The 19,499-nt window shown below is 68.8% G+C and carries 34 protein-coding genes; 1 reads left to right on the top strand and 33 read right to left on the bottom strand.

Going from position 1 to position 19,499, the window contains the following annotated elements; all coding sequences use genetic code 11:
* Positions 1-41: 41 nt before the first annotated feature.
* The 12 genes from A6A40_RS30745 to A6A40_RS17175 form a co-directional block, all read right to left on the bottom strand.
* On the bottom strand, positions 42-272 hold the full coding sequence (locus A6A40_RS30745) for a hypothetical protein (RefSeq protein ID WP_158279308.1): 231 nt from the start codon (positions 270-272) through the stop codon (positions 42-44).
* Between the two features lie 164 nt (positions 273-436).
* Positions 437-943 (bottom strand): hypothetical protein, encoded by a 507-nt coding sequence (locus tag A6A40_RS30445; RefSeq protein WP_146191580.1) that lies wholly within the window; start codon positions 941-943, stop codon positions 437-439.
* A 27-nt stretch (positions 944-970) separates the two neighbouring features.
* A complete protein-coding gene (locus A6A40_RS17215) occupies positions 971-2,272 on the bottom strand; it encodes a hypothetical protein (protein WP_108547119.1) in 1,302 nt (433 codons plus the stop codon).
* 6 nt (positions 2,273-2,278) lie between these two features.
* Positions 2,279-2,452, bottom strand: a complete 174-nt coding sequence (locus tag A6A40_RS30740) for a hypothetical protein (RefSeq protein WP_158279307.1) — start codon at positions 2,450-2,452, stop codon at positions 2,279-2,281.
* Positions 2,449-2,922 carry a phage tail terminator protein gene (locus A6A40_RS17210; RefSeq protein WP_108547118.1) on the bottom strand — a complete coding sequence of 158 codons (474 nt, stop codon included), beginning with the start codon at positions 2,920-2,922 and terminating at the stop codon, positions 2,449-2,451. Before A6A40_RS17210 ends, A6A40_RS30740 begins: the two co-directional genes overlap by 4 nt.
* Positions 2,919-3,518, bottom strand: a complete 600-nt coding sequence (locus tag A6A40_RS17205) for a phage virion morphogenesis protein (protein ID WP_108547117.1) — start codon at positions 3,516-3,518, stop codon at positions 2,919-2,921. The genes A6A40_RS17210 and A6A40_RS17205 overlap by 4 nt, the downstream gene beginning before the upstream one ends.
* The gene (locus tag A6A40_RS17200; RefSeq protein ID WP_108547116.1) at positions 3,518-3,943 is read right to left on the bottom strand and encodes a gp436 family protein; all 426 of its coding nucleotides are present in this window, start codon (positions 3,941-3,943) and stop codon (positions 3,518-3,520) included. The genes A6A40_RS17205 and A6A40_RS17200 overlap by 1 nt, the downstream gene beginning before the upstream one ends.
* Before the next feature lie 65 nt (positions 3,944-4,008).
* Entirely contained in the window at positions 4,009-4,275 is a 267-nt protein-coding gene (locus A6A40_RS17195) for an HI1506-related protein (protein WP_108547115.1), read from the bottom strand.
* A gap of 14 nt (positions 4,276-4,289) precedes the next feature.
* Positions 4,290-5,183, bottom strand: a complete 894-nt coding sequence (locus A6A40_RS17190; protein ID WP_108547114.1) for a Mu-like prophage major head subunit gpT family protein — start codon at positions 5,181-5,183, stop codon at positions 4,290-4,292.
* 10 nt (positions 5,184-5,193) lie between these two features.
* The gene (locus A6A40_RS17185; RefSeq protein ID WP_108547113.1) at positions 5,194-5,610 is read right to left on the bottom strand and encodes a hypothetical protein; all 417 of its coding nucleotides are present in this window, start codon (positions 5,608-5,610) and stop codon (positions 5,194-5,196) included.
* Positions 5,611-5,613: 3 nt separating this feature from the next.
* On the bottom strand, positions 5,614-6,801 hold the full coding sequence (locus A6A40_RS17180; RefSeq protein ID WP_108547112.1) for a phage protease: 1,188 nt from the start codon (positions 6,799-6,801) through the stop codon (positions 5,614-5,616).
* 354 nt (positions 6,802-7,155) lie between these two features.
* Positions 7,156-8,457 (bottom strand): phage minor head protein, encoded by a 1,302-nt coding sequence (locus A6A40_RS17175; protein WP_108547277.1) that lies wholly within the window; start codon positions 8,455-8,457, stop codon positions 7,156-7,158.
* Between the two features lie 51 nt (positions 8,458-8,508).
* On the opposite strand from A6A40_RS17175, the gene A6A40_RS17170 reads away from it, so the two are divergent.
* Positions 8,509-8,757: a hypothetical protein gene (locus tag A6A40_RS17170; protein ID WP_108547111.1), complete on the top strand. Its 249-nt coding sequence runs from the start codon at positions 8,509-8,511 to the stop codon at positions 8,755-8,757.
* A gap of 6 nt (positions 8,758-8,763) precedes the next feature.
* Here A6A40_RS17170 and A6A40_RS17165 read toward each other — a convergent pair whose 3' ends face one another.
* From A6A40_RS17165 to A6A40_RS17065, 21 genes are all read right to left on the bottom strand, one after another.
* Positions 8,764-10,341, bottom strand: coding sequence for a DUF935 domain-containing protein (locus tag A6A40_RS17165; RefSeq protein ID WP_108547110.1), 1,578 nt, complete (start codon positions 10,339-10,341; stop codon positions 8,764-8,766).
* A gap of 8 nt (positions 10,342-10,349) precedes the next feature.
* Complete coding sequence (locus tag A6A40_RS17160) at positions 10,350-11,960, bottom strand: terminase large subunit domain-containing protein (RefSeq protein ID WP_236783851.1); 1,611 nt, start codon at positions 11,958-11,960, stop codon at positions 10,350-10,352.
* On the bottom strand, positions 11,957-12,535 hold the full coding sequence (locus A6A40_RS17155; RefSeq protein WP_108547109.1) for a DUF3486 family protein: 579 nt from the start codon (positions 12,533-12,535) through the stop codon (positions 11,957-11,959). Before A6A40_RS17155 ends, A6A40_RS17160 begins: the two co-directional genes overlap by 4 nt.
* A gap of 3 nt (positions 12,536-12,538) precedes the next feature.
* The gene (locus tag A6A40_RS17150; protein ID WP_108547108.1) at positions 12,539-12,835 is read right to left on the bottom strand and encodes a VpaChn25_0724 family phage protein; all 297 of its coding nucleotides are present in this window, start codon (positions 12,833-12,835) and stop codon (positions 12,539-12,541) included.
* Positions 12,832-13,134 (bottom strand): DUF2730 family protein, encoded by a 303-nt coding sequence (locus A6A40_RS17145; protein WP_108547107.1) that lies wholly within the window; start codon positions 13,132-13,134, stop codon positions 12,832-12,834. The genes A6A40_RS17150 and A6A40_RS17145 overlap by 4 nt, the downstream gene beginning before the upstream one ends.
* Positions 13,134-13,256, bottom strand: coding sequence for a TraR/DksA family transcriptional regulator (locus tag A6A40_RS17140; RefSeq protein ID WP_108547276.1), 123 nt, complete (start codon positions 13,254-13,256; stop codon positions 13,134-13,136). Before A6A40_RS17140 ends, A6A40_RS17145 begins: the two co-directional genes overlap by 1 nt.
* An 87-nt stretch (positions 13,257-13,343) precedes the next feature.
* Complete coding sequence (locus A6A40_RS17135; protein WP_108547106.1) at positions 13,344-13,847, bottom strand: hypothetical protein; 504 nt, start codon at positions 13,845-13,847, stop codon at positions 13,344-13,346.
* 10 nt (positions 13,848-13,857) lie between these two features.
* Entirely contained in the window at positions 13,858-14,394 is a 537-nt protein-coding gene (locus A6A40_RS17130) for a hypothetical protein (RefSeq protein WP_108547105.1), read from the bottom strand.
* Between the two features lie 108 nt (positions 14,395-14,502).
* Positions 14,503-15,075: a hypothetical protein gene (locus A6A40_RS17125; protein ID WP_108547104.1), complete on the bottom strand. Its 573-nt coding sequence runs from the start codon at positions 15,073-15,075 to the stop codon at positions 14,503-14,505.
* Entirely contained in the window at positions 15,072-15,521 is a 450-nt protein-coding gene (locus tag A6A40_RS17120) for a regulatory protein GemA (RefSeq protein ID WP_108547103.1), read from the bottom strand. Before A6A40_RS17120 ends, A6A40_RS17125 begins: the two co-directional genes overlap by 4 nt.
* Positions 15,518-15,784 carry an SIR2 family protein gene (locus A6A40_RS17115; protein WP_108547102.1) on the bottom strand — a complete coding sequence of 89 codons (267 nt, stop codon included), beginning with the start codon at positions 15,782-15,784 and terminating at the stop codon, positions 15,518-15,520. The genes A6A40_RS17120 and A6A40_RS17115 overlap by 4 nt, the downstream gene beginning before the upstream one ends.
* Positions 15,784-16,059 (bottom strand): hypothetical protein, encoded by a 276-nt coding sequence (locus tag A6A40_RS17110; RefSeq protein WP_108547101.1) that lies wholly within the window; start codon positions 16,057-16,059, stop codon positions 15,784-15,786. Before A6A40_RS17110 ends, A6A40_RS17115 begins: the two co-directional genes overlap by 1 nt.
* Entirely contained in the window at positions 16,059-16,505 is a 447-nt protein-coding gene (locus tag A6A40_RS17105; RefSeq protein ID WP_108547100.1) for a hypothetical protein, read from the bottom strand. Before A6A40_RS17105 ends, A6A40_RS17110 begins: the two co-directional genes overlap by 1 nt.
* Positions 16,506-16,508: 3 nt before the next feature.
* Positions 16,509-16,754 (bottom strand): hypothetical protein, encoded by a 246-nt coding sequence (locus A6A40_RS17100; RefSeq protein ID WP_108547099.1) that lies wholly within the window; start codon positions 16,752-16,754, stop codon positions 16,509-16,511.
* Entirely contained in the window at positions 16,751-17,164 is a 414-nt protein-coding gene (locus A6A40_RS17095) for a hypothetical protein (RefSeq protein ID WP_108547098.1), read from the bottom strand. The genes A6A40_RS17100 and A6A40_RS17095 overlap by 4 nt, the downstream gene beginning before the upstream one ends.
* Positions 17,161-17,532, bottom strand: coding sequence for a hypothetical protein (locus A6A40_RS17090; RefSeq protein ID WP_108547097.1), 372 nt, complete (start codon positions 17,530-17,532; stop codon positions 17,161-17,163). Before A6A40_RS17090 ends, A6A40_RS17095 begins: the two co-directional genes overlap by 4 nt.
* Positions 17,533-17,536: 4 nt before the next feature.
* A complete protein-coding gene (locus A6A40_RS17085) occupies positions 17,537-17,749 on the bottom strand; it encodes a hypothetical protein (protein WP_108547096.1) in 213 nt (70 codons plus the stop codon).
* Positions 17,746-18,078, bottom strand: a complete 333-nt coding sequence (locus A6A40_RS17080) for a hypothetical protein (RefSeq protein WP_108547095.1) — start codon at positions 18,076-18,078, stop codon at positions 17,746-17,748. Before A6A40_RS17080 ends, A6A40_RS17085 begins: the two co-directional genes overlap by 4 nt.
* Complete coding sequence (locus A6A40_RS17075; RefSeq protein WP_108547094.1) at positions 18,075-18,455, bottom strand: hypothetical protein; 381 nt, start codon at positions 18,453-18,455, stop codon at positions 18,075-18,077. The genes A6A40_RS17080 and A6A40_RS17075 overlap by 4 nt, the downstream gene beginning before the upstream one ends.
* Entirely contained in the window at positions 18,445-18,849 is a 405-nt protein-coding gene (locus A6A40_RS17070) for a hypothetical protein (protein ID WP_108547093.1), read from the bottom strand. The genes A6A40_RS17075 and A6A40_RS17070 overlap by 11 nt, the downstream gene beginning before the upstream one ends.
* Before the next feature lie 9 nt (positions 18,850-18,858).
* A complete protein-coding gene (locus A6A40_RS17065; protein WP_108547092.1) occupies positions 18,859-19,494 on the bottom strand; it encodes a DUF3164 family protein in 636 nt (211 codons plus the stop codon).
* Positions 19,495-19,499 lie beyond the last annotated feature (5 nt).

Raw genomic sequence — 19,499 nt, 5'->3', positions numbered from 1 at the left:
GCCAAACCCTGCCCCGTACCGAGTTATGGCCGGTCAGTGCCCTATCGGCCCCGCTTCGGCGGGTTCTTCCGCTTCCATTCGGCCGTCCAGATACGGGCGGCCTCGGCCTCAGCGGCCTGCATCAACGTCAGCGTCTCCCGGTCCCACGGCACCCCGTACCCATCGGCCAACGCCCGCACCTGCGACCAATCCAGGCCGATGGGCGGGCCTCCCAGCGCCGGATAGCGCCACACCCGTTCGGACGCGGTGAACAGCTCGAAGATGGGCCACACACCTGACCACACCCGTACCACGTCCGGCACCGGCTCGGCCGGTTCCTCCCTATCGGCCCCCGCCTTGCCCGTCAGTTCCTCCCAATCGGATGCGCTTGGCCGGGGAGAGACGTCGCGCTGACGGGCCGGGGCATCGCCGCCCGCCCAACGGTGGACGGCGGCGATCAGTTTCCCTTCTTGGGGTCTCCGTTCAGCACCACCATGAAGGCCGACCAGAGGGCATTCCGGACCGGACGGAATTGGCACAGCCGCTCGATCAGCTCGGGCGAATACTCGCACGCGCGTCCGTCCTTTTCGGCGAAGCCGTGGCCGGTCGGCAGACCGACGATAACCGCTTTCAGCTGTTCCACCTGAGCAAGGCGGGCAGTCCGGCGCAGCTCCGTCAGCTTGCGGTCGATGGCTGCTCGGGCTTCGTCATCGGCGGCCTCGGCACGCTCCCGCTCGACCTCCGAGATCTGACGGGTCAGCTTTTCGTTGTGCGCCGCCACCTCCTCCAGAACGGCGTCCAACTCGTCCTCCGTCGGAAGGATCCGGATGGTGACGTAGGCCGTCTTGGTGACGAAGGTCTGGCGTGCGTTGCCGCCGCTGACGCGGGTGGATTGGGGCACCTGGATCAGAACGGGGGCATCGACCGTCAACTCGTCGTCCAGGACAAAGGCGACTTTGCTCATGTGGTGGGTCTCCTAGTGGATGGGAGGTCAGGCGGCGGCCGAGGCGAAGATCGACCAGTCGGTCCCTTCGGTCAGCGGCACTGCCTTGCCCGACAGGTCGAACATGAAGTCCTTCTTGCTCTCGCCCGGCTTGGGCGGGTCGAGCTGCCAGCGGCCGGTGGACAGAACCACCGCCTCGCCGGCGGCGACGCCGTGCTGAACCATGAACTCGCCGAAAGCGCGCGAGGTGCAGAGGGCGAAGAAGTCGACCGACGACATCGAGGGCGCTTCGATCTTGGCGGTGAAGGACGCCTTGGCGTCCTGGATGCGGGCGCCCTTGCGGCCGACGCGGGACACGTACTCGACCGTGTTGCCGGCGTCGAAACCGAAGGTCTCCAGCACCACGTCATTGCCGAACAGGCGCGCGACCGGCGTGTTCTCGGTCCCGACCACCAGCGGATCGGGCCAGGCCGTGTAGACCGGCTCGATCTCGATGCCGAGCACCGGTGCCGCATAGTCGGCCGTCACCTCGACTTCCCAGTACGGGTAGTCGTCGGCGGCACCCGTCGCCTTGATCGCGCAGCGACCGCCCAGCATGCGCCAGCGTTGCGCCTTGGTGTCGTCCTCGGGATCGGGCAGGGTCAGCAGCAGCTCCAGGCTCTTGTGGCCGGCGCGGTCGCTCGACGGCGTGTAGGTGCAGCCGGCCGGCGTCAGGGCGATGGTGAAGATGTCGCCGGCGGCGAAGGGCGTGCCGATCGCGCTGGGCGTGATGACCGCCCCGCCCGGCAAAGCGAAGGGAGTGCCCGTCGTCATGACGACGCCGACCTGATTGTACGCCGGGGTGGCGCCAACGGCCGGGGACGATACGGTGAAGGCCGCGACGCCGCTGCCGCCGCCCGTCGTGCAGGTCAGCGTCGCCACGCGCGGCAGGACGCCGCCGAAGGCCGTGGTGCGGGCGAAGGTGAAGGCGCCGGCGCCCGACGTCTTCGTCGCCGTGGCGGCGATGGTGGCGGCCGGCGTGGCGGCGACCTGCGCCCGCACCGCACCGGCGGCGCGCATGAAGGGGTCCCAGCAGGGAATGCCGGTGCCGCCCGTGCCGGCGCCGACCAGCGCCACCTTGAACGACAGCTTGCTGCGCCTGTTCAGCAGGATGGAGGCGTTGGCACCGTTGAACGGCTTGACGTAGGGCAGTTCCTTGCTGTCCGCCTCCAGCGGCGTCCACGTCACGTCCCACAGCCGGACGGCGTCGGCCCCGGTCAGCCCGGCGGAACCGGCACCGAAGGCGGTCTCGACGGCCGCCAGGATGGTCTTATGGTCCCAGTGGACCGGATATGAGGGCAGCGTCGTCATGCAGGCTTACTCCCCGCCGCCGCGGCGGCGCTTGATGATGGTGGACGTCTCCGCCGGCCCGGCCGCCGGTGCATCGGCGGCCGGCGCGGTCTCCGGCGGCGGGCTCTCCAGCGCCGGCTTGTCGGCCGGCACCGGCCCGTCGGCCTGGTCGTGGACGATGGTGTCGATCGCGCGCTTCATGGGCGGGCTTCCTTGGCGTGCAGTTTCCACTCGGTGACGAAGGACAGGGTGCTGGCGACCGCGCCGGCCGCGCCGGCGCTGCCCAGCCCCTGCAGGCGGCTCTCGGTAGCCGCGAAGGCGAGATAGCCTTCCGCGGGCGACCAGCCGGCCAGGGCGGTGACGACGGCCAGCTCCAGCGGCCAGACCGACGCGCGGGCCAGGGCTCCCGATGCGTCGCCGGCATGGCTCTGCACCAGCACCACCGCCACGCCCTGCGTGATGTCGTGGCTGACCGCGCCGACCCGGCGCTGGTAGTTGGCGTTCCAGCCCGGCGCCACCACGAAGGCCGCCGGCATGCGCGCCGGCAGCCGCTTCTCCGCGATCAGCCGGGCGAAGTCGGTCTCGCCCTTGATGTCCGGCAGCGTCGCCTCTGGAATTTTGTCGCGCAGTCTGGCCTGGACCGCCGCGACCAGATCGATCGGCGTGGTCATGACGCGGCTCCCAGCCCGGCGGCCCCGGCAAGCCAGTCGCGGGCGATCTCGCCCAGCACGGCCATGCCGGCCTCATTGATGCCGAGGAAGGGACGGGCCGGCATGGTGATGCTGTGCGCCTTCACGGTGTGAACCTCGCTGTAGTTCGCCCGCGACCTCTTGCTGAATTTCCAGTCCTTGAAGGTCCGCGACGACTGCCAATCGGCGCTGCCGGTGTCGCCGCGATGATGCCAGTAGAGCGTCTGCTGACGCTCGGGCATCTGGACCGTCCCGCCGAACTGGTGGATGGCGGCATAGACGACGTTGGTGCCGACCTCTGCAGTGTTGCGTGTGACGCGGCTGCCGATCGACTGGCGCAGCCGCGCCGTGTCGGTCAGCGTCTCGCCGTTCTGTGTCAGCGCGCGGAGCGACGGCGGCCAGGGGTTGCCGTCGGGTCCGCGCTGCTCCTCGAAACGGCGCTGGGTGTCCAGTTCCATCTGACCGGCCAGCTGGACCATCAGGTCGGTCATGTCCTCGGCCGACGCCGCCAGACCGCCCAGTAGCCGGCGAAGGGCGGCATCGTCGATCCTGATGCTGGCGCCGGTCGGATCGGCCATCACCAGCTCCTCAGATTGTCGCGGCCGAAGACGCGGTCGGAGGCGGCCACCTCGACCGGACCGCCAGACACCTCCGTCGACGCGACGGCGCCGGCATCCAGCTGGACCGTGCCGGCGGCGATGTCGCGCAGGCTGCGCATGGCCGCCTGGTAGTCGGCGGTGACCTTGTCCGGGCAGGTGTCGATGAACAGGGCGGCATAGGCCAGCCGGGCGGCGATGTCGGTCAACAGCGCCGGCACCTGCGCCAGCGGCAGCGTGTAGCGCGCGGCCAAGTGCCCGTCGATCACGCTGGCGGCCGACGCGATCGCCTGGTCGAGCACCGCGTCGACGATGTCACCCTGATAGGGCGCCTCGCGGTCGGTCAGCTCGCGCAGCCTGGTTTGAGTGTAGCGGGCAATGAGGTCGGATTTGGTGACGTAGGGCATCGGCTGGCGCAGTCTGGTTTGACGTGATCGGCGGGCGGGCACCCAAGGGATGCCCGCCCGTCAGATCAGGCTTCGGGGGGCGGGGACTGCCGGGGCGGCGCCTCGGCCGGGGCGTCCTTGCCCTTGCCGGCCTTGCGGGCCGGCTTCTCCGCCGCGTCAGCGCCGCCGTCCGGCTCGGCCTCGATGACGATCAGGTTGGGCTCGGCCTTCAGCGCCCGGACCTCGGCCTCGGTGAAGGCGCCGGCGGGGTGGCGCACCTCGGCCGGCGGGTGGTGCAGGCCGCAGCGGCGGAAACCGGCGGCGGGGCGGGCGGCGATCAGCAGGTCTTTCATCGACGGTTCTCCGGTCAGGCGAGCCACGGCACGACGACGAGCTTGGCAGTGCCCTTCCACTCGTTGTCTTCGCCGTTGGCCTTGCGCTGGTTCTCCACGACCTGGCGGGCCTTGCCCTCCAGCGACGGCGGCACCACCAGGTGCGTGGGGTTGACGCCCAGCGGATCGCCGTGATCGCGCTTGAAGCTCTGCATGGCGGCGCGGGCAGCCGAGTAGTTGTCGTGCGTCAGGTCCGCCTTCGACCCGAAGGCGAGCTGCCAGAAGCCGAAACCCACGTTGGCCCGGCCGTCGACGCCGTACTCGTACTTCTTCTGACGGAACACCACCTCGCTGGTCGGCGCGTCCATCCTGGTGAAGGTGAAGGGACGACGCTTCTGGTAGACCATCGGCTTGATCATGCGGCTGAGGTCCATCAGGAACCACGGGTCGCCGCTGCCGGACTGGACGTTGGACACGGACACCGTGCTGCCGTCCTTCGCGATCACGGGATGATCCGTGTCGAAGAAATACTGGCCGTCGTAGCAGGCCGTATTGAAGCCGGCCTTCAGCAGCGGGAAGACCTTCGTGTCCGGGAAGGACGCCGTCTGCCGGCCCATCTCCGAGAACAGCGGCGTGAAGATGCCGAACTTGTCGTCCTCGATGGCGTCGCGGTCGACGCCGATGGTCAGTTCCCAGGGCAGGTTGGTGATGGTGTAGCCGGCGGCTTCCAAGTTGTGGACGACGCGCTGGCCGACCCATTCGCGGAAGCCGGGGATGTCCTTCATCCAGCCGTAGGTCTCGGACGCCGTGGTCGACGGCGCCTCCATGGCGACCAGGTTCCACTGCGGCTGGACGCCGGCGAAGCCCTGCTGGTAGGCGGTCTGGAAGCCGGTAAAGAGGGCGTTGAGGGCGGGCGGGGTGATGAGCATGGAGCCCTCCTTAGAACTCGACCCAGACGCCCTGGGCGTCCACGTCGCGGATGATGCCGGCGACCGGCCGTGCGCCCGAGCCGTTGGTCTTCGCGACCGTCTGGTCGTCGACCGCGTAGCAGGGCTTGCCGTAATCGGCGATGGTGATGGCGTCGGAGCTGGCCGAGTTGGCGAAGCGGAAGACGCCGCGCTCGATGCGGACCACCGTCCCCATCTGAATGTTGCCAGCGACGGTCGACGCCCGGTTCGCCGCCCGGCCGAGCACGGTCAGCGTGTTGGTCGCCGCCGCCGGCACGGCGTCGCCGGCCGAGTTCTGCGCCACCATGGAACCGGCATAGATCGTCGTGGAGGCAGCGAGATCGCGCTCCATCGACTGGAAGCCGCCGGAATAGGCCGGGGTGTTGCGGTCGTTGCTCAGTGCGGCCATCGTTTAGCCCTCCTTGCCGGACGGGACGCCCAGCGACTTCTTGTAGGCGTCCTCCGACAGCCCCATCGCGGCGCAGACCGCCTTCTGCTCGGCCGTCAGGCCGCCGTCGGGCGACGGGTTGCCGGACAGTTGCTCGCCCGGCTTCACCACCGGCACCGCACTGGCGACCAGCTTGTCGAAGATGGGCTTGTTGGCCGATGCGAGGGCCAGCAGCTCGGCCCGCTGGGCGGGCACGAACTTGCCGGCCTTGATGGCATCGTCGACTTCGGCCGACAGCTTGTCGCCCTCCAGCGCCTGCAACCGGCCGGACAGGGTGGCGACCTGCGTTTCGAGCAGGGTGGCGGCGGATGCGTTCGCCTTCAGCGTGGTGACCGCGGCGGCGATCTCCGCCGGCGTGGCGGTCTCGGCCAGCCCGGCGGCCGAGGCGATGGCCTTGACCTGACCGGCGGTCGCCTTCAGCGCCGTGACGGCGGTGACGACCTGGTCGGCCGTGGCGCCGGCATCGACACCGGCCGCGGAGCATAGGGCGGTGGTGGAGGCGGCGGTGGCCTTCAGGCCGGTGACCGCCGCAACGGCCGTCGCTTGGTCGGCATTCTGGGGCAGCCCCAGCGCCTCCAGCAACGCTTTGAGGATCGGATCCATGTGATGTCCCTGGTGGGCGAGTGCGGGGAGGTGGGACAGCGCCGGCCGGTTGGTAAGGCCGGCGCCGATGATGCGGGTGACCTGACGATCTTCGGTGTGCAGGAACGACGGGCTTATGAACCGGTATTCCTTGCTCGCGATGGCGCGGGCGCCGGCCTCGGTCCATTCGACGTCGGCTTCGATGCCATAGGCCGTCACCTGCAGGCCGGTGATCCAGCCCGCCGCCGGTGCGGTCCCGCCCTTCGGCGCGGCCAGATCGGCGGCGTGGTCATAGTCGATGGCGAGCAGCCCATGGGGGGCCGTCGCCAGCGAGGCGGCGACCACCGCCGCCGCATCCTTCACCGTCCAGCCCGCCCGGCCGTCGTTCGGCTGCACCGCGCCGGCCGGCAGCAGCCGGATGCGGCGGGGCGGCGTGCCGCCGGTCGAGAGGTCGGAGAAGACCGCACAGGTGGCGACCGTTTCGGCCAGGCCGGCGGCACACAGAGCCGGCGCCGGCACGTTGCGGGTGCCGGCGCCGATGGGCGGATGGAGCGTTGTCGGGATCGTCATGCCGCCATTCTGGCGGGTCCGCACCCGCCAGAAACCGGAGCAAGTTGCGGGTGGGTTCAGGGCGATTTCGGGTGAAGGCGTCGCCGGCAGGGCACCCCATCGGAGACGATGGCCCCGCGCCGCCCGTTTAAACCGGTTTTTAAACCGGTGCGGACCTGTTCCGCCCCGTCCGTGCCTCCCGGACAGTCGGACGCACCAGCGGCGATCTGGCGGGCTTCCCGTTCCGCCCGCGTCAGCCTATATTCTGAAAGAGCCGCCGGACGACCGGGTAAACACCGCAACCGGCTCGCTGTGCCCATCTTCGGATGGGTTCGGAACACGGAGGGGGTGGCGTCCTCCCCGGCGGCTCACTGCTCAGATCGCCCCTTCAATCAGCTCATATGTGATCCGGTCGCGCAGAGCCTGCGGATCGACCAGATACCCCGTGTGCAGCGGATTGGTCACCACACGGATGCGGGCGCCATCGGCCGCCCGGCCCTTGCTTGAAACATCGACATACACCACCAGCTTGCCTGTCGGCTTCGCTCCACCCGGCACCGCGTCGAAAACATAGACCAGATGGTCCTGATTGCGGTCCCACAGGACGGCGCTGGGCTTGGCAAGGTGGACAGGCAGGCGGCGCATCACCTCGTGCGGGATCATGATCCCGTCCTCCTCGTGCCCCTTGCGCTGGGCGTGCTGCAGGTCCTTGTCCTTGACGGTGATGGCCGCGCTCTCAGGGGCGATCCCCTTGGCGGCCAAATTGTCGAGCACCCGGCGGGACAGCATGCCGGCGACCCGGACCTCTCCCTTCGGCCGTGAGAAGTCGATGCCGTCATACCATTCGGCGAAGCTGTCGGCGAGCGGACCGGCCCAGCGCTGAGGGTTGAAGGAGGCGGTGGCGATGTCGGGCGGCAGAACGGCCGCCTTCTCCATCAACTGCCGGGCCGCTTCGGCTTCCCGCGACGCCTTGCCCTTGTGATAGGCAAAGCCCGGATCGACGCCGGCCGGCACCTCGACCGTCTCGCCGGTCCGGTTGTTCAGCCAGGGGCGCGGGTTCTCGGCCGGGGCCTCGGCCGTCTCGGTCCAGCCGTTCCGCTCCAGGTCCTTGGCGGACAGCTGCTGCAGGGTGCAGCGGCAGCTCCAGCCGCAAGGCGGGCTGTGGGTGTTCCACCACGGGTCGCCGACCTTCAGAATGGTCCCGTGCCACGCCAGATGTTCGGGTCTGGTGCGGTCGTCGCGGACGGCGACATAGCGCAGATAGGGCCGCGCAGGCGCCAGCCGCTCGATCCGCTCCCACTGGCCGGACGCCATGGACATCCTGACATTGACGTCGAAGATCGTCTTCAGCCGGCGCGGGCTGCCGAGTTGCACCACCTGCTCCTCGCCGGTCAGCGGGTCGGTGTCGATCGCCTTGCCCCACCAGCCGCGCGCCTTCAGCAGCGGCTCAAGCCCGGCGCGCCACTGTTCGAAGGACTGGCCGTCCTTCAGCGCCGTCACCAGCGAGCGGTGAACGTCGGCCAGCAGGTCGACCTCCATCATCTTGGCGACTGTGAAGGCGACGGCATGCTCTTCCTGCCAGACGTCCTTCCAATTGAAGCCAACCCGGTAGCCCTTGGCTTCCAGGAACTTGATCGCCTGCTCGGGCGGAAGGGGAGAAAGGGTCGGCGTCGTCATGCCCACACCGCGCCACTTGACCGGTGACAGGAGCGGCTCCATCCTCTCGGCATGACTGAACAAAAGAAGAACATAACCGTCATTCCGATGTACGCCGTGCACCTTGAGGACCTGGTGCGGCCGGTCGCGGTTGTCTCCGTCTCATGTGTGGCATGCGGGCATACGACCGACGTCGACCCGCTGGACATGATCGCCAAGCACGGCAAGCACGCTTGGCTGAAGGAGGTGCAGCACAAGCTGCGGTGCGGGAAGTGCAAGGAACTCGGACTGGTGACGGTCCGCCTCACATGGCAGGGCTGAGAACGGTCAGGCATCGCCGGCCGCGCCAACCCGCGCCGCGACCCGCGCCATGAACTGGCCGCGCGCCAAAGCCTCTCGCAGTGCGCCCGTGTGATCGTCGCCGGCTACCGCGACCAGTCGGGACACAAAGTCCTCGGCGCTGGTCGCATCCTCTGCGGCCGACAGGATGGCCGTCACCAGCGGCGCAGCCATCGGCTGCCAGTCGCCCAGCAGCTCGTCCACCAGTCCGTCGACCGCATCCGGTTCCGCGGCCTGCTGGGAGGCCAGAGCCTTGGCGCCGGGAGCCGTCGTCGGCTGGCCGACTGGCGGTGACGTCTGGGCCGGTGCGCCCAGCAGTTCGTCCGCCTTGTCGGGATCCGCAAAGCCGAACTTGTCGCGGACCTCGCTTGCCGAGACCCGCAGCCCCAGCGGCACCAGCCCCTTCAGGGCCTCAAGCTGCAGTTTAAGATCATCCTGCGCCGGCCGACCGATCCGGATGGTCGGATAGGCGGCGCGTGGCCCCATGTTCAGCGCGACCAGCGGCACCACCAGATCGCGCTTCAGCGTCACCGCCAGCTGGCGGGCGTCTGCGCGCTCGATGTCCTCTTGGACCTGCCGGTGTTCCTGCCCCACCGCATGGCCGCCGGCGATCGCGTCGGTCGTCGCGGTCTGCCCCAGCACCAGCTTCGACGTCTGCCGCTCGAAGAACTCCACCAGCCCCTGGAAGATGGCGGCGTTCGCGGTCCCCTTGCTGGCCTCGACGAACTCCAGCTGCATGGAGGCCGGGATGATCGCCGCGGCATCGCTGGCGATGTTGCGGACGGCGCGCAGCAGGGCGGCATGGTCCGCCTTCGATGCTTCCGGACCGTACTTGCCGACCCGGATGGGCTGGCCGTAGGTCTCGACGAAGGATAGCCAGTCCTTCGTGCCGAAGGCGGTAAACAGCCACGCCCAGCAGGCGGGGCGGGCCAGACCGCCGCGGATCGGAATGCCGGACTTCGTCTTGGGCCGATGGACCATGTACTTGAAGGGCGCCAGATCGACGCCGTCGACCGCGCCGCCATCGCGCAGGCGCAAGGTGGTGCCGTCGATCCGGTCGAAGACGAACCAGCGCGGATCGCGCCAGACGATGCGGGCCGGCATCCACTGGCGCCCCGACGTGTCCCAGATGATCTCCGCGACGCTGAAGCCCTTGCCCAGCCCATCCAGCAGGTCATAGAGCACGTCGGCGAAGGCATCGTCGGCAATGGCCAGCCGCACCAGGTCGGCGGCCTCGATGTCGTCCGGGGCGTCGCTGGCGGCCTCGACCGTCACGTCCAGCTGGGCAACGGCCAAGCGGCGCGTCGCCAACACGGACCGGTAATGGATGAACTTCTCCTCGATGTCCTCGGCCAGAGCCAGATAGGAGGACGGGTCACCCTGCTCCGCAGCGGCCAGGATGCCGCCCAGCTGCAGCGGCGTCAGGCCCTGCGACGGGTGGTCGGCCAGCACCTGGCGCACGCCGGTCACGGTGGGACCGGAAATCTCCTCGGTCAGCACCTCGCGGACGATGGGCTTGCCGGTGTTCGGGTCGAGGATCGGGGAGGTCACGCGGATCGCGGGCATGGGTCGCCTCAGTAGCCGCCGGCGCCGAACAGGCCGTGGCGGTCGTCGTCGTCGGAGAAGTCAGGCAGGTCGCGGCGCTTGGTCGCCTCGGCCGTGCGGGCGGGGGTGTAGTCGTATTCGGCCGTGGGCAGCCGGCTTGCATAGTGGGCCAGCACCGCTGCGATGGCGGCGTCGCCGTGCCGCTTGTTGCCGTCGGCGCCGGTGGTGCGGGCCTGCGTCCGCTTCAGCTGCGCCACGCCGTCGCGCATCTCCAGCTGGCCGAAGTCGACCAGCACGTCGGCATCCTTGGGCAGCAGGATCGACGCGCCTTCCAGCGCCGCCTTGAAGGGCGGCATGTTGACCCGGTACCACTCGGTCGAGAACTTCACCTCTTCGATCCGGGCGGCGCCGAACAGCTGGCGCATACGCTCTGCCAAGCTGGCGCCGTTGCCGCCGGCGTCGATCGCGCCCTTCACAAAGCGCGGCAGCCGATCCAGGATGAAGCGGACGATCAGTTTCTGCTCCTCGTCCGGGACGTTGCGCAGCTCCATCAGGAATGCCGCGCGCAGGGTCAGATCGGACATGATCTGAGCCGGGATGCCGACGGAGGCGTCGCGCAGACGGGCATAGTCGTGGCCGTAGACCGACATGCGGTCGGGGTCGAGCCGCGTCAGCAGCGGCTCCAGCGTCTCCTTGCACCAGTCCATGGCGACGGCGGTGCGGGCATAGTCCGGCAGATCGACGAAGCCCGGCTCGCACTCCCACCGCACCACCGGGATCTCGGCCGACATGCGCGCCAGCACCAGTTCGCGCGGCAGCCAGACGCCGCCCTTGTTCTTGGGGATGACGTGCAGCTCTTCGTCGGCCGCGTCGCCGTAGCTGCCGACGATCTCGGCCCGCCAGGCGGCCTCCTTCGCGGCCGTCCATTCTTCGCCCTTGACCAGGCAGATGCGGCGATAGAGGCCGTCCTTCAGCGCATCGTCGAAGGTGACACGCAGCACGGCATAGGGCTTCTTGCCGGCGCGGCAGTCCTCGATCAGCTGATTGAAGGGGTGGGCGGTTCCGTTGTGCGTGCTGATGACCGCGACCTTGCCGCCCCAGATCAGCAGCGCCATGGCCGACTTCAGCAGCTCCGCCAGATCGTCGTGGAAGGCCGCCTCGTCGATGATGACGAAGCCTTGCCGGCCGCGAAGCGAGCGGGGCCGCGACGCCAGGGCGACGATCTCGAAGCCGCTGGCGAAGGTGATGCGGAACGCCTTGATGCCGTCGTCCGACCCGTCGTCGAACAGTTCCTCCGACATGGCCGAACAGGCGCGGTCGAACAGCCGCGCCCATGCGCCGCAGGTGTCGATGAACTCCCGCGCCATGTCGAGGTTGTAGCCGATGTACAGCGTGTCCATGCCCTTGGCCGACTTCTCGGCGGCAGAGGTCAGGACGGCGTCGGCGGCGATGGCCCATGTGTAGCCGATGCGGCGGGACTTCTCGACGACCACGACCGAACAGATCGCGGTCGTTTCCAGCAGCCGCTTCTGATAGGCCAGCAGCAGGTCCAGCTCCGAACCGCCAGTGGCGACCAGTCCGGCCGGGATCTCGCTGGGCAGGCGCTTGAAGTCTTCCTCGACGGCCGGGCGCAGCTTCATGACGCCTTCCGGATGCCGAGGAAGTCCTTCTTGATGTCGGCGATGGTGTCGGCCGACAGGCCCTTGCGCTTGGCCGTCGCCTCCATGGCGGCGATCGCGCGCTTGTCCGCCTCGGTCTGCAGCCGCAGGATCAGCTCCGCGTCGGTCTTTCGGGCCGATGCCAGCTTCTGGATCGAGCTGGTCAGGAACATGACCTGTTCGGGGTCGAGCTGGACGGACTGCTGGCCGTCTTCGCCTTCGGCCCCGCCGCCGGCCATGCCGGTCATCAGGTTCATGATCAGGCTATGGCCCAGCTCGATGTTCAGCCGGGCGACCTTGGTGTCGGGCTCGTCGCCAAGCTGCCGCACCAGAGCCTCGGCCATCGCTCGGGATTGGCGTAGCTGCTCGCCGACCTTGTCGATGCCCTGCACATAGCGGCCGACCGCCGACCGCGACACGTCGAGGTCGTGGCGGCCGGCGGCGCGCAGCTCCTGCAGCTTCGACAGCAGTTCGTCGATCGTCCAGCCGTCTTCGCGCAGCCGCCCCAGTTCCTCGCGGATTTCCTTGGGCAGCTTGTCCAGTGTCGAGCGGGCCATGGGTCAGCCCAGCGACGGCAGCTTGACGCCCGGCAGCGGCGTGCCGAGCCGCCTCAGATGATCGTCGCCGGGCTGCCCCAGCGTCACCACCAGCACGGCGCCGACCTGATCCTTGGTGACAGCCGCAAGGTCGGACAGGTAGCCGATCTGCTGCTCCACCTGTGCGCGGGTCACATGGTGTCCCAGCGCGTTGGCCGCGGTCTGGATGATGCTGCTGTTGGCGCGATGCCCCGGAGCCTCCGACAGGATCCGAAGGATGACCAGGCGCAGGTCCTCGGTGAGATGATCTTTCCAGCTCATGCGTTGGCCCTCATCATGTAGTCCTCAATGCGCCGCACGCTGGCGGCGATGCCGTTGACCACCTGTTGCTGCGCGTCGCCCTGTCCCTTCACCTGTGCCAGCACGTCGCGCACCGCAGCCATGTCGGTCTGCGTCGGCAGATGCTTGACCTCCTGCTCGATCAGCGCGACGCGGGTGTCGAGCCGCTGGAACTCGGACCGCGGCACGAAGCCGGCGCGGAGCGTCCACACGATCCAGGCCAGCAAGAGGTTGAAGACCAGGACGATCGCCCAGCCCCATTTCCACAGATCGTCCAGCATCACTTCCCCCGTTCGTGTTTCTCTTGGCAGTCCACGCACCGGGTCGCTGACGGCAGGGCCGCGCGGCGGGCTGGCGGGATCGCCGTGTCGCAGTCGATGCAGAGGACCGAGCCGGCCTGCATCAGACGGCCGCGCACGGCGGAGATGGCCCCCGCCGTGAGAAAGGCGCTGCACGCCTCCCCTTCGTCACCGAAGTCCACGGCCGGCCCTCATAAGGGGGCGGACGACGGCAGCATTGCCGGCGCCTCGCCCGGCGCCCGCACCGGCGCCACCAGATCGACCCGGCCGATCAGCCGCTCGCGCAGCCCCTCGGCGTCGATGTTCAGCTCCCGCATCACAGCGGGCATCTTGGGCAGCAGGTAGCCGGCCGCGACCGCCACCAGCTCGGACCGCGTCTCGATGCTGGTCAGCGAGGCGCCCTTCTCCAGCGCCTTCTCGCGGGCATACATCAGGGCGTAGCCCATGCCCTGTTCCAGCCGCTCGACCAGCAGGCTTTCGCGCCGGACATGAAGCAGGTCCGCGCCGCGCTTGATCGCCCAGCCGAGCAGGCTGGACAGCGCCAGGAAAACGATGTCGACCAGGCTGGACACCAGCTCGGGCGGCAGGGCCACGCTGGGGCCGTCGGCCGCCAATGCCAGGGCGATGCGGTTGGCGAGAAAGAAGGCGACGCAAAGCGCGAACAGCGCCCATTTGAACCATCGGAAGAAGCGCAAGGCAGGGTCCTCAGAGATACGGCGCGACCAGGCGCCGGTAGTTGGCGACGAAGTCCTCCGGCCGCCCCTTGCCCTTCGGGGTGTTGTAGACCTGCTTCCAGACGCGCGCGTGCCCCTCGATGTCGCCAGGGTTGGCGAGACGGACCGGCGAGCGGTAGTAGAGCAGGCGCGCCACGGCCGTCGCATAGCTGAGGTTCGTGACCAGCTGCATGGTGGTCGACGGCCAGCTGGCGGCGAGCCCGGCCAGGCGGGCGGCCAGACTGGGCCGGAAGCGCAGGAAGTTGTCGTACAGATCGTCGAGCGTCGCAGGCTCGATCTGGTACAGGCCATAGGCCGGGCCGATGGTCCGGTCGGCGGCGCTGGTGATCTGGTCCAGCGCCCGGAACCCGCTTTCTTGCGCGATGGTGCCCATCAGCAGCTCGACGGCCGCGTCGGAGGCCATGCCGGGCACGTCGGGACCCATCAGGGTGGCGACGGTCGGGCGCACCACGTAGAGGAACAGGTGGCGGGGGGAGAGACCGGGCGGGGGGGCGGGGGCGTTCGTCATGCCCCTATTGTGCCGCCACTGACGCGGGTGGTTTAGGGAGGGAGTTCCCGCCGCAAACGGCAACGGCGCCCCGTATGGGACGCCGCTCCGAAGAAGCCGAATGACACGTTACGCGCGCCCGCTCTCCAACCGTCTCAGGTCCTCGATGGTCAGATCACCCGCGGAGACGGCCGCCTGCAGAAGCGGCGGCTGGGCAGCCAGGAAGGTGGCATCGTCTTCCACCGGCTCCTCCTTCTCGACCCGTTCAGGCGGCGGCGTCAGCTTGTAGGGGCGGCCACAGCAGGGGCAGGTCAGCTTGACCGGCTGGGGATCGGCGACGGCGGGCTGAAGATCGGCGGTCAGCCGATCGACGGTATCCTCGCGCAGGGCCAGGGCACGGGCGATCGGCCGCGGCTGCCAGCCATTCAGGCGCAAGACACGGGCATTGTGGTGGCTGATGCTCCAGCGGCCGGTGGGCACGGTGTACTCGTTGCCGCCCAGCCGCGACGCGAGCAGCCGGGCGGTCTGACGGCCCAGCACCTGCACCAGCGGGTGATCGTCACGCAGGCGCGCCAGTTGGGGGATGTAGAGCTTGCGGTCGCCGAAATGGGCGGCGAAGCGAACGGCGGTGTCGTCGCCGCACAGGCGCTGCACGTCGGCCAGGACGCCCGGCAGGTTGCGGATGGGCAGGCGCAGGCTCATGGCTGGAGCGTCTCCTCTAAGCGGTCCATCCAGCGCTTCAGTTGCTCGATGGCGCGGCCGGCGTCGGCGGGTTGGAGCCATTGCAGCGCTTCGACGCCGATCCGGCTCTTCAGCCAGGCCGCCAAGGCCGTCTCGCTGCGATCCGTGACGGCGCCGCGGTCCGCCAGATCCAGCCACATGGCGCGGACCTTCCGCTGCTGTGCCGTCAGCGCCGGCCGGGCCGGCCGGCCCCGGCGCTTCTTGCCGGCGCCCAGCCCCTTCAGTTGCTCGATCAGCTTGGCACGCTCCGGCGCACGGAGATTGCCGGCGCTGTCCGTCCGACCGTCGGACACCTGGGAGACGCGTGCGCGATAGCAGTCCTCGGTCAGCGCCAGTTCGCGGCGCATGGCATGGATCGCTCTCAGGTCTGCCGACCGGCGGGCGTCGGATTTGACGGCGGCGGTCATGCTGGGCTCCTTTCGCCAAAGCCGGCGCTGGATGGTTTGACGTTGGCCGGGTTCCCTTTGCAGACGGGGCAGACGCGGCCCTTCTGCTCTGCGGTGACGCTGCGTTCCGGCAGCCAGTCGGTTTCGTGACCGCAGACGCTGCACCGGAAGCGGCAATAGGCACGGCCGCTGTAGGCACTCGGATGACCCGCGTCGATGACGAACATCGTGCGCGGGTTGGGCTGGGCCGGCCGACGCACCTTGCGGAAGAAGTCCAGCTGCATCAGCGCGCCCTCCTTTCGACCGCCTCGTTGAACCGCGCGGCCATGTCGAGGCCGGACATGCCGGCGGAGCGGCACAGGCTGACCATCAGGTCGATCACCTCGCCGGCGTCGGCCTCGGACTGGGCGGCGGGCCGGCCGGCCGCGACGGCGACCATGCCCATCAGCAGCGCGACCAGCTCGGCCCGGAAGGCGCCGACGACCGCCTCGCCACGGCGCAGGCGCCGGATGGTCGCGGCGGCGGCGACCGCCAGATTGACGGTGTCGGCGGCGCGCATCAGCCCCTCCTTCTGACCGGCGGGTCGCCCATGATGCTGTCGACCGGCCGGATGGCCATGAAGGCGTCCGGCATCCGGACGATCAGGCGTTCCGGAATGAGCTGCACCGGCGCGGCGATGGTCGAAGCGTTGGACGCCAGCTTCAGCGTGGGGTGGAGCGTACGGGTCCGCACCTCCAGAGACTTGCCGCCGAGCAGACGGAAATGGCCGTCCGCGTTGGGCATGATCGCCAGCTGCCCGCGTTCCGGCGTCGCTTCGCGACCGAAGGCGATGTTGACACGCTGGCCCTTGGTCCAGCCGAAGCGCTTGACCAGCGCGGAGCCGATCACGATCCGCAGTTCCATGGCAGGTGACTTGCCGCCGGTCTTGCCCATGGTGACGCGGACCTGGTCGGCGTCGGCTCTCTGCAAAGGGGCGCGCGTGGGCACGATGATGTCGAAGGACATGATTCACACCTCGGGGGCTTGGGTGATGGCGTCGCGCAGAAGCGACGCGAGACTGGGGAGACCCGGCGCCATCGGGCGCTCGGGGAGGCGCGCGGGGAGGCCACGCAACCGCCGGAGCGTCCGGACGTGCGGGCCGTCGATCAGGAACTCCACCTCTTCCTGGTGGCCGGGGATGCCGGCCACCAGAAGGACGGGAACCCCGCCGTCGTCGTAGAGGGAGATGGACAAGGCCACACGGACGGCGGTCACAGGGCACCGCCTTTCCGCCGGCTCTGGACCGGCCGGGGCGCCTTCGGCTTCGCCGCCGCCCAGTCCTTCAGCCGTGCATGGTAGCGGCGGGCCTTAACGACGGTCGCCCAACCGGTCACTTCCCCCAGCAACCGGTTCATGTCGGAGCGGACATATTCAGCCCGATCCGCGCCATCGTTGGGAGGAAGATGACCAAGGCGATCATAGACCATCGCGAGCGCCAGGGCTTCGGCCGGGCCGACCTTCGCGATCCGCGACGCCAGCTCATGCAGCTCTTGGTGCCACTCGACGTTTACGGAGCTGCCGACGTCCAACAGACACAGCCGCACAGTGACTGCGTCCTCTAAGGCGCGCAGCTGCTCGATCAGCGACCACGTAGCCTGGGGTGGAAGAACCGGAAGGGCACTCATGCGTTGCCTCCCGTGCGCTTTCCCCATGCGGCAGACACTTCGGAGGGAACGCCGACGGCGCCGACGATTGCGGTATGCGGAAGCGGCTTGCCGGAGCGCAAGGCGTCTCGGACGCCGGTGACCTGGTCGAGGATGTCGGTCACCCACTCCACGGCCAGATCGGCATCCAAAGCGCCATTGGCCGTCAGCGTCGTGGCGGTGGAGGCGAAGGCTCCCAGCAAGGCCGACATCGCCTTGCGGGTGCCGTGCTGCTGTTCCACGCCGCCAGCAGCCTTCAGCATGGCCAGGGTTTCGGGCCGGACCTTGTCACTGCCTTTCGCGGCATGGGCCAGCACGAGCATGATGCTGGGGTGACGGTTCTTGCTCATCGCCTCAGCCCTCCAATTCGGTGCTGTCGAAGGTGTTGGTGGGGCAGTCCGCGTAGTTCCTCGGTTCGTCCCAGTCGATGCTGTGCCACGTCATGTGGACCGGCACCGCACCCACTCCGCGATCGGACCACTTGCACCAGTCGCCTTCATGGTGGTCGCAGAGGCGGCAGGGATGTTCGCTTCTGGCCTTCTCCAGGATGCTGTCGACAATGCTCATGCCCGGCCCTCCCGATGTCCGGAGGGCGCGCCCAGCTTGACGACGACGCCGTCCGGCACGCGGCCGGCGTTGAGGCTGGCCTTGGCGTTGCGGAGCTGCCCGGCAGCGGTCTCCAGCATCAGGACAGCGGCGTCGAAAGCCGTGCCGTCGTGGCGGGCGCCCAGCGTGGCGGTGATGGTCATGAAGACGGACAGCGTCGCCTCCACCGCCTTCTCGGTCCCGTGTTCGCGCTCCACGCTCACCAGTCCCGAGAGGACGGCGGACACCTCAGGCCGCACGCCGGGCATGTCCAGGCCGCTGCGGTGGATCAGGCCGATGATCCCGCTCATGCCATGCCCTCTGTCACACTGGTGACCGTCAAGGCCGGGATGGAGGCGTCCGCTTCGTGCTGGTGCGACGACGCCAGCAGGTCCATGGCGGCAACCCAGGCCAGCAGGCAGGCCGCAGCATCGACGATGTCCGACCGTTCCGCCTTTCGGGACGACGCCGCATCAAGCTGTCCGATCAGGGCGTCAAGACGTGCACCGACGCGGTCGAGGATGGTCTGCCCATTGCCGGCGACCTGCGCCGGATATTGCCGTGCGACGCGGGCGCCGACTTCACCCAGAAGTTTCTCCAGCTTGACGACGCTTTCGTCATTGAGTCGAAGACCGGTGGCCTGAACGACCTCGACGACGAGAGAAGAACTGATCTTCTTAGAGGACATGAGGGACGGTCTCCGAAGCGGGAGAATTGGGCTGCAGGCAGTTGGTGTCGATGGCGCGCTCCCGGTTGGCGATCATGCGGGCAGTGCGGCTGCCGACGCGGTCGCCGCCGTCGTTGATGTCCTTCGCCATCGCCGCGCAGCAGTGCTGACAGAACCAGTATTCGGTCCGGCGAATGCTCTCGGGCTCGTCGCCCTCGTCCTCGTCTCCGACCTGCTCGACCAGGTGGCGGCAGCGGGTGCCGGGGGTCAGCTTGCCGCCGCAGGTGTGGCAGCGCGGCGGTTCCTGGACGGTGACGATCTCGTTGACGATCTCCCGTTCGCCGTCGCCGTAATCGCCCTCGAACGGGTTGTAGAGAAGGGCTTCGGTCTCGTTGAAGGCAATGATGTTGGCCATGTCTTCACCTCACGCGCTGGCAAGGTCGATGGTCACCGCTTCCCAGCGCGCCTCGGGCGACGGGCGGCGGTAGAAGCGGACGTAGGTCTTGGTGCCCTCGATCCGGACGCTGTCGGCGATGGCTGTCATGGCCTGTTTCCACCGTTCGTCCTCAATGGCGACGCGGCGCAGGGCGAAGATGGCGTCGCGGCTGACCTGTCCTTCCTGGTCGACACGGAAGGCATGCTCGACCAGGGCACGGATGTTGTCGTTGGCGCCGGTCGACCAGTCGGCGATGCAGGCGTCGATCAGGTTCTTGGCGATCTGCAGCTCGGGGCCGAAGGTCATGTGGTCGGCGACCGCCACCTGCACCTTCATCGTGCCGTCGAAGCTGGTCAGGGTCATGTTGCCCTTCTGACCGCCGCGGCTGTCCTGGTACTGCTCGGCCAGCAGCGCCAGAAAGACGCCGACGTCGTCGAAGGTGTGCGCCTTGAAGCGGGCGATCTGGGCCGACAGGTCGTCGGCGTAGCCCATCAGCTTGCGCACCAGCTGGTCCTGCAGCTTGTCGGCCGGCTTGACCAGGGTCTCGGGGACCAACCGGCCCTTGGCGTCGGCCATGTAGCCGGCCGGGATCGCGGGCGTGGTGGTCGGGGTGACGGCTTCCATGTGTG

The sequence above is a fragment of the Azospirillum humicireducens genome (genome assembly GCF_001639105.2).
In the GTDB taxonomy this organism is placed as follows: Bacteria; Pseudomonadota; Alphaproteobacteria; order Azospirillales; family Azospirillaceae; genus Azospirillum; species Azospirillum humicireducens.
The sequence above is the reverse complement of the archived record's forward strand: the minus strand, read 5'-3'. Positions and strand labels throughout refer to the sequence as shown.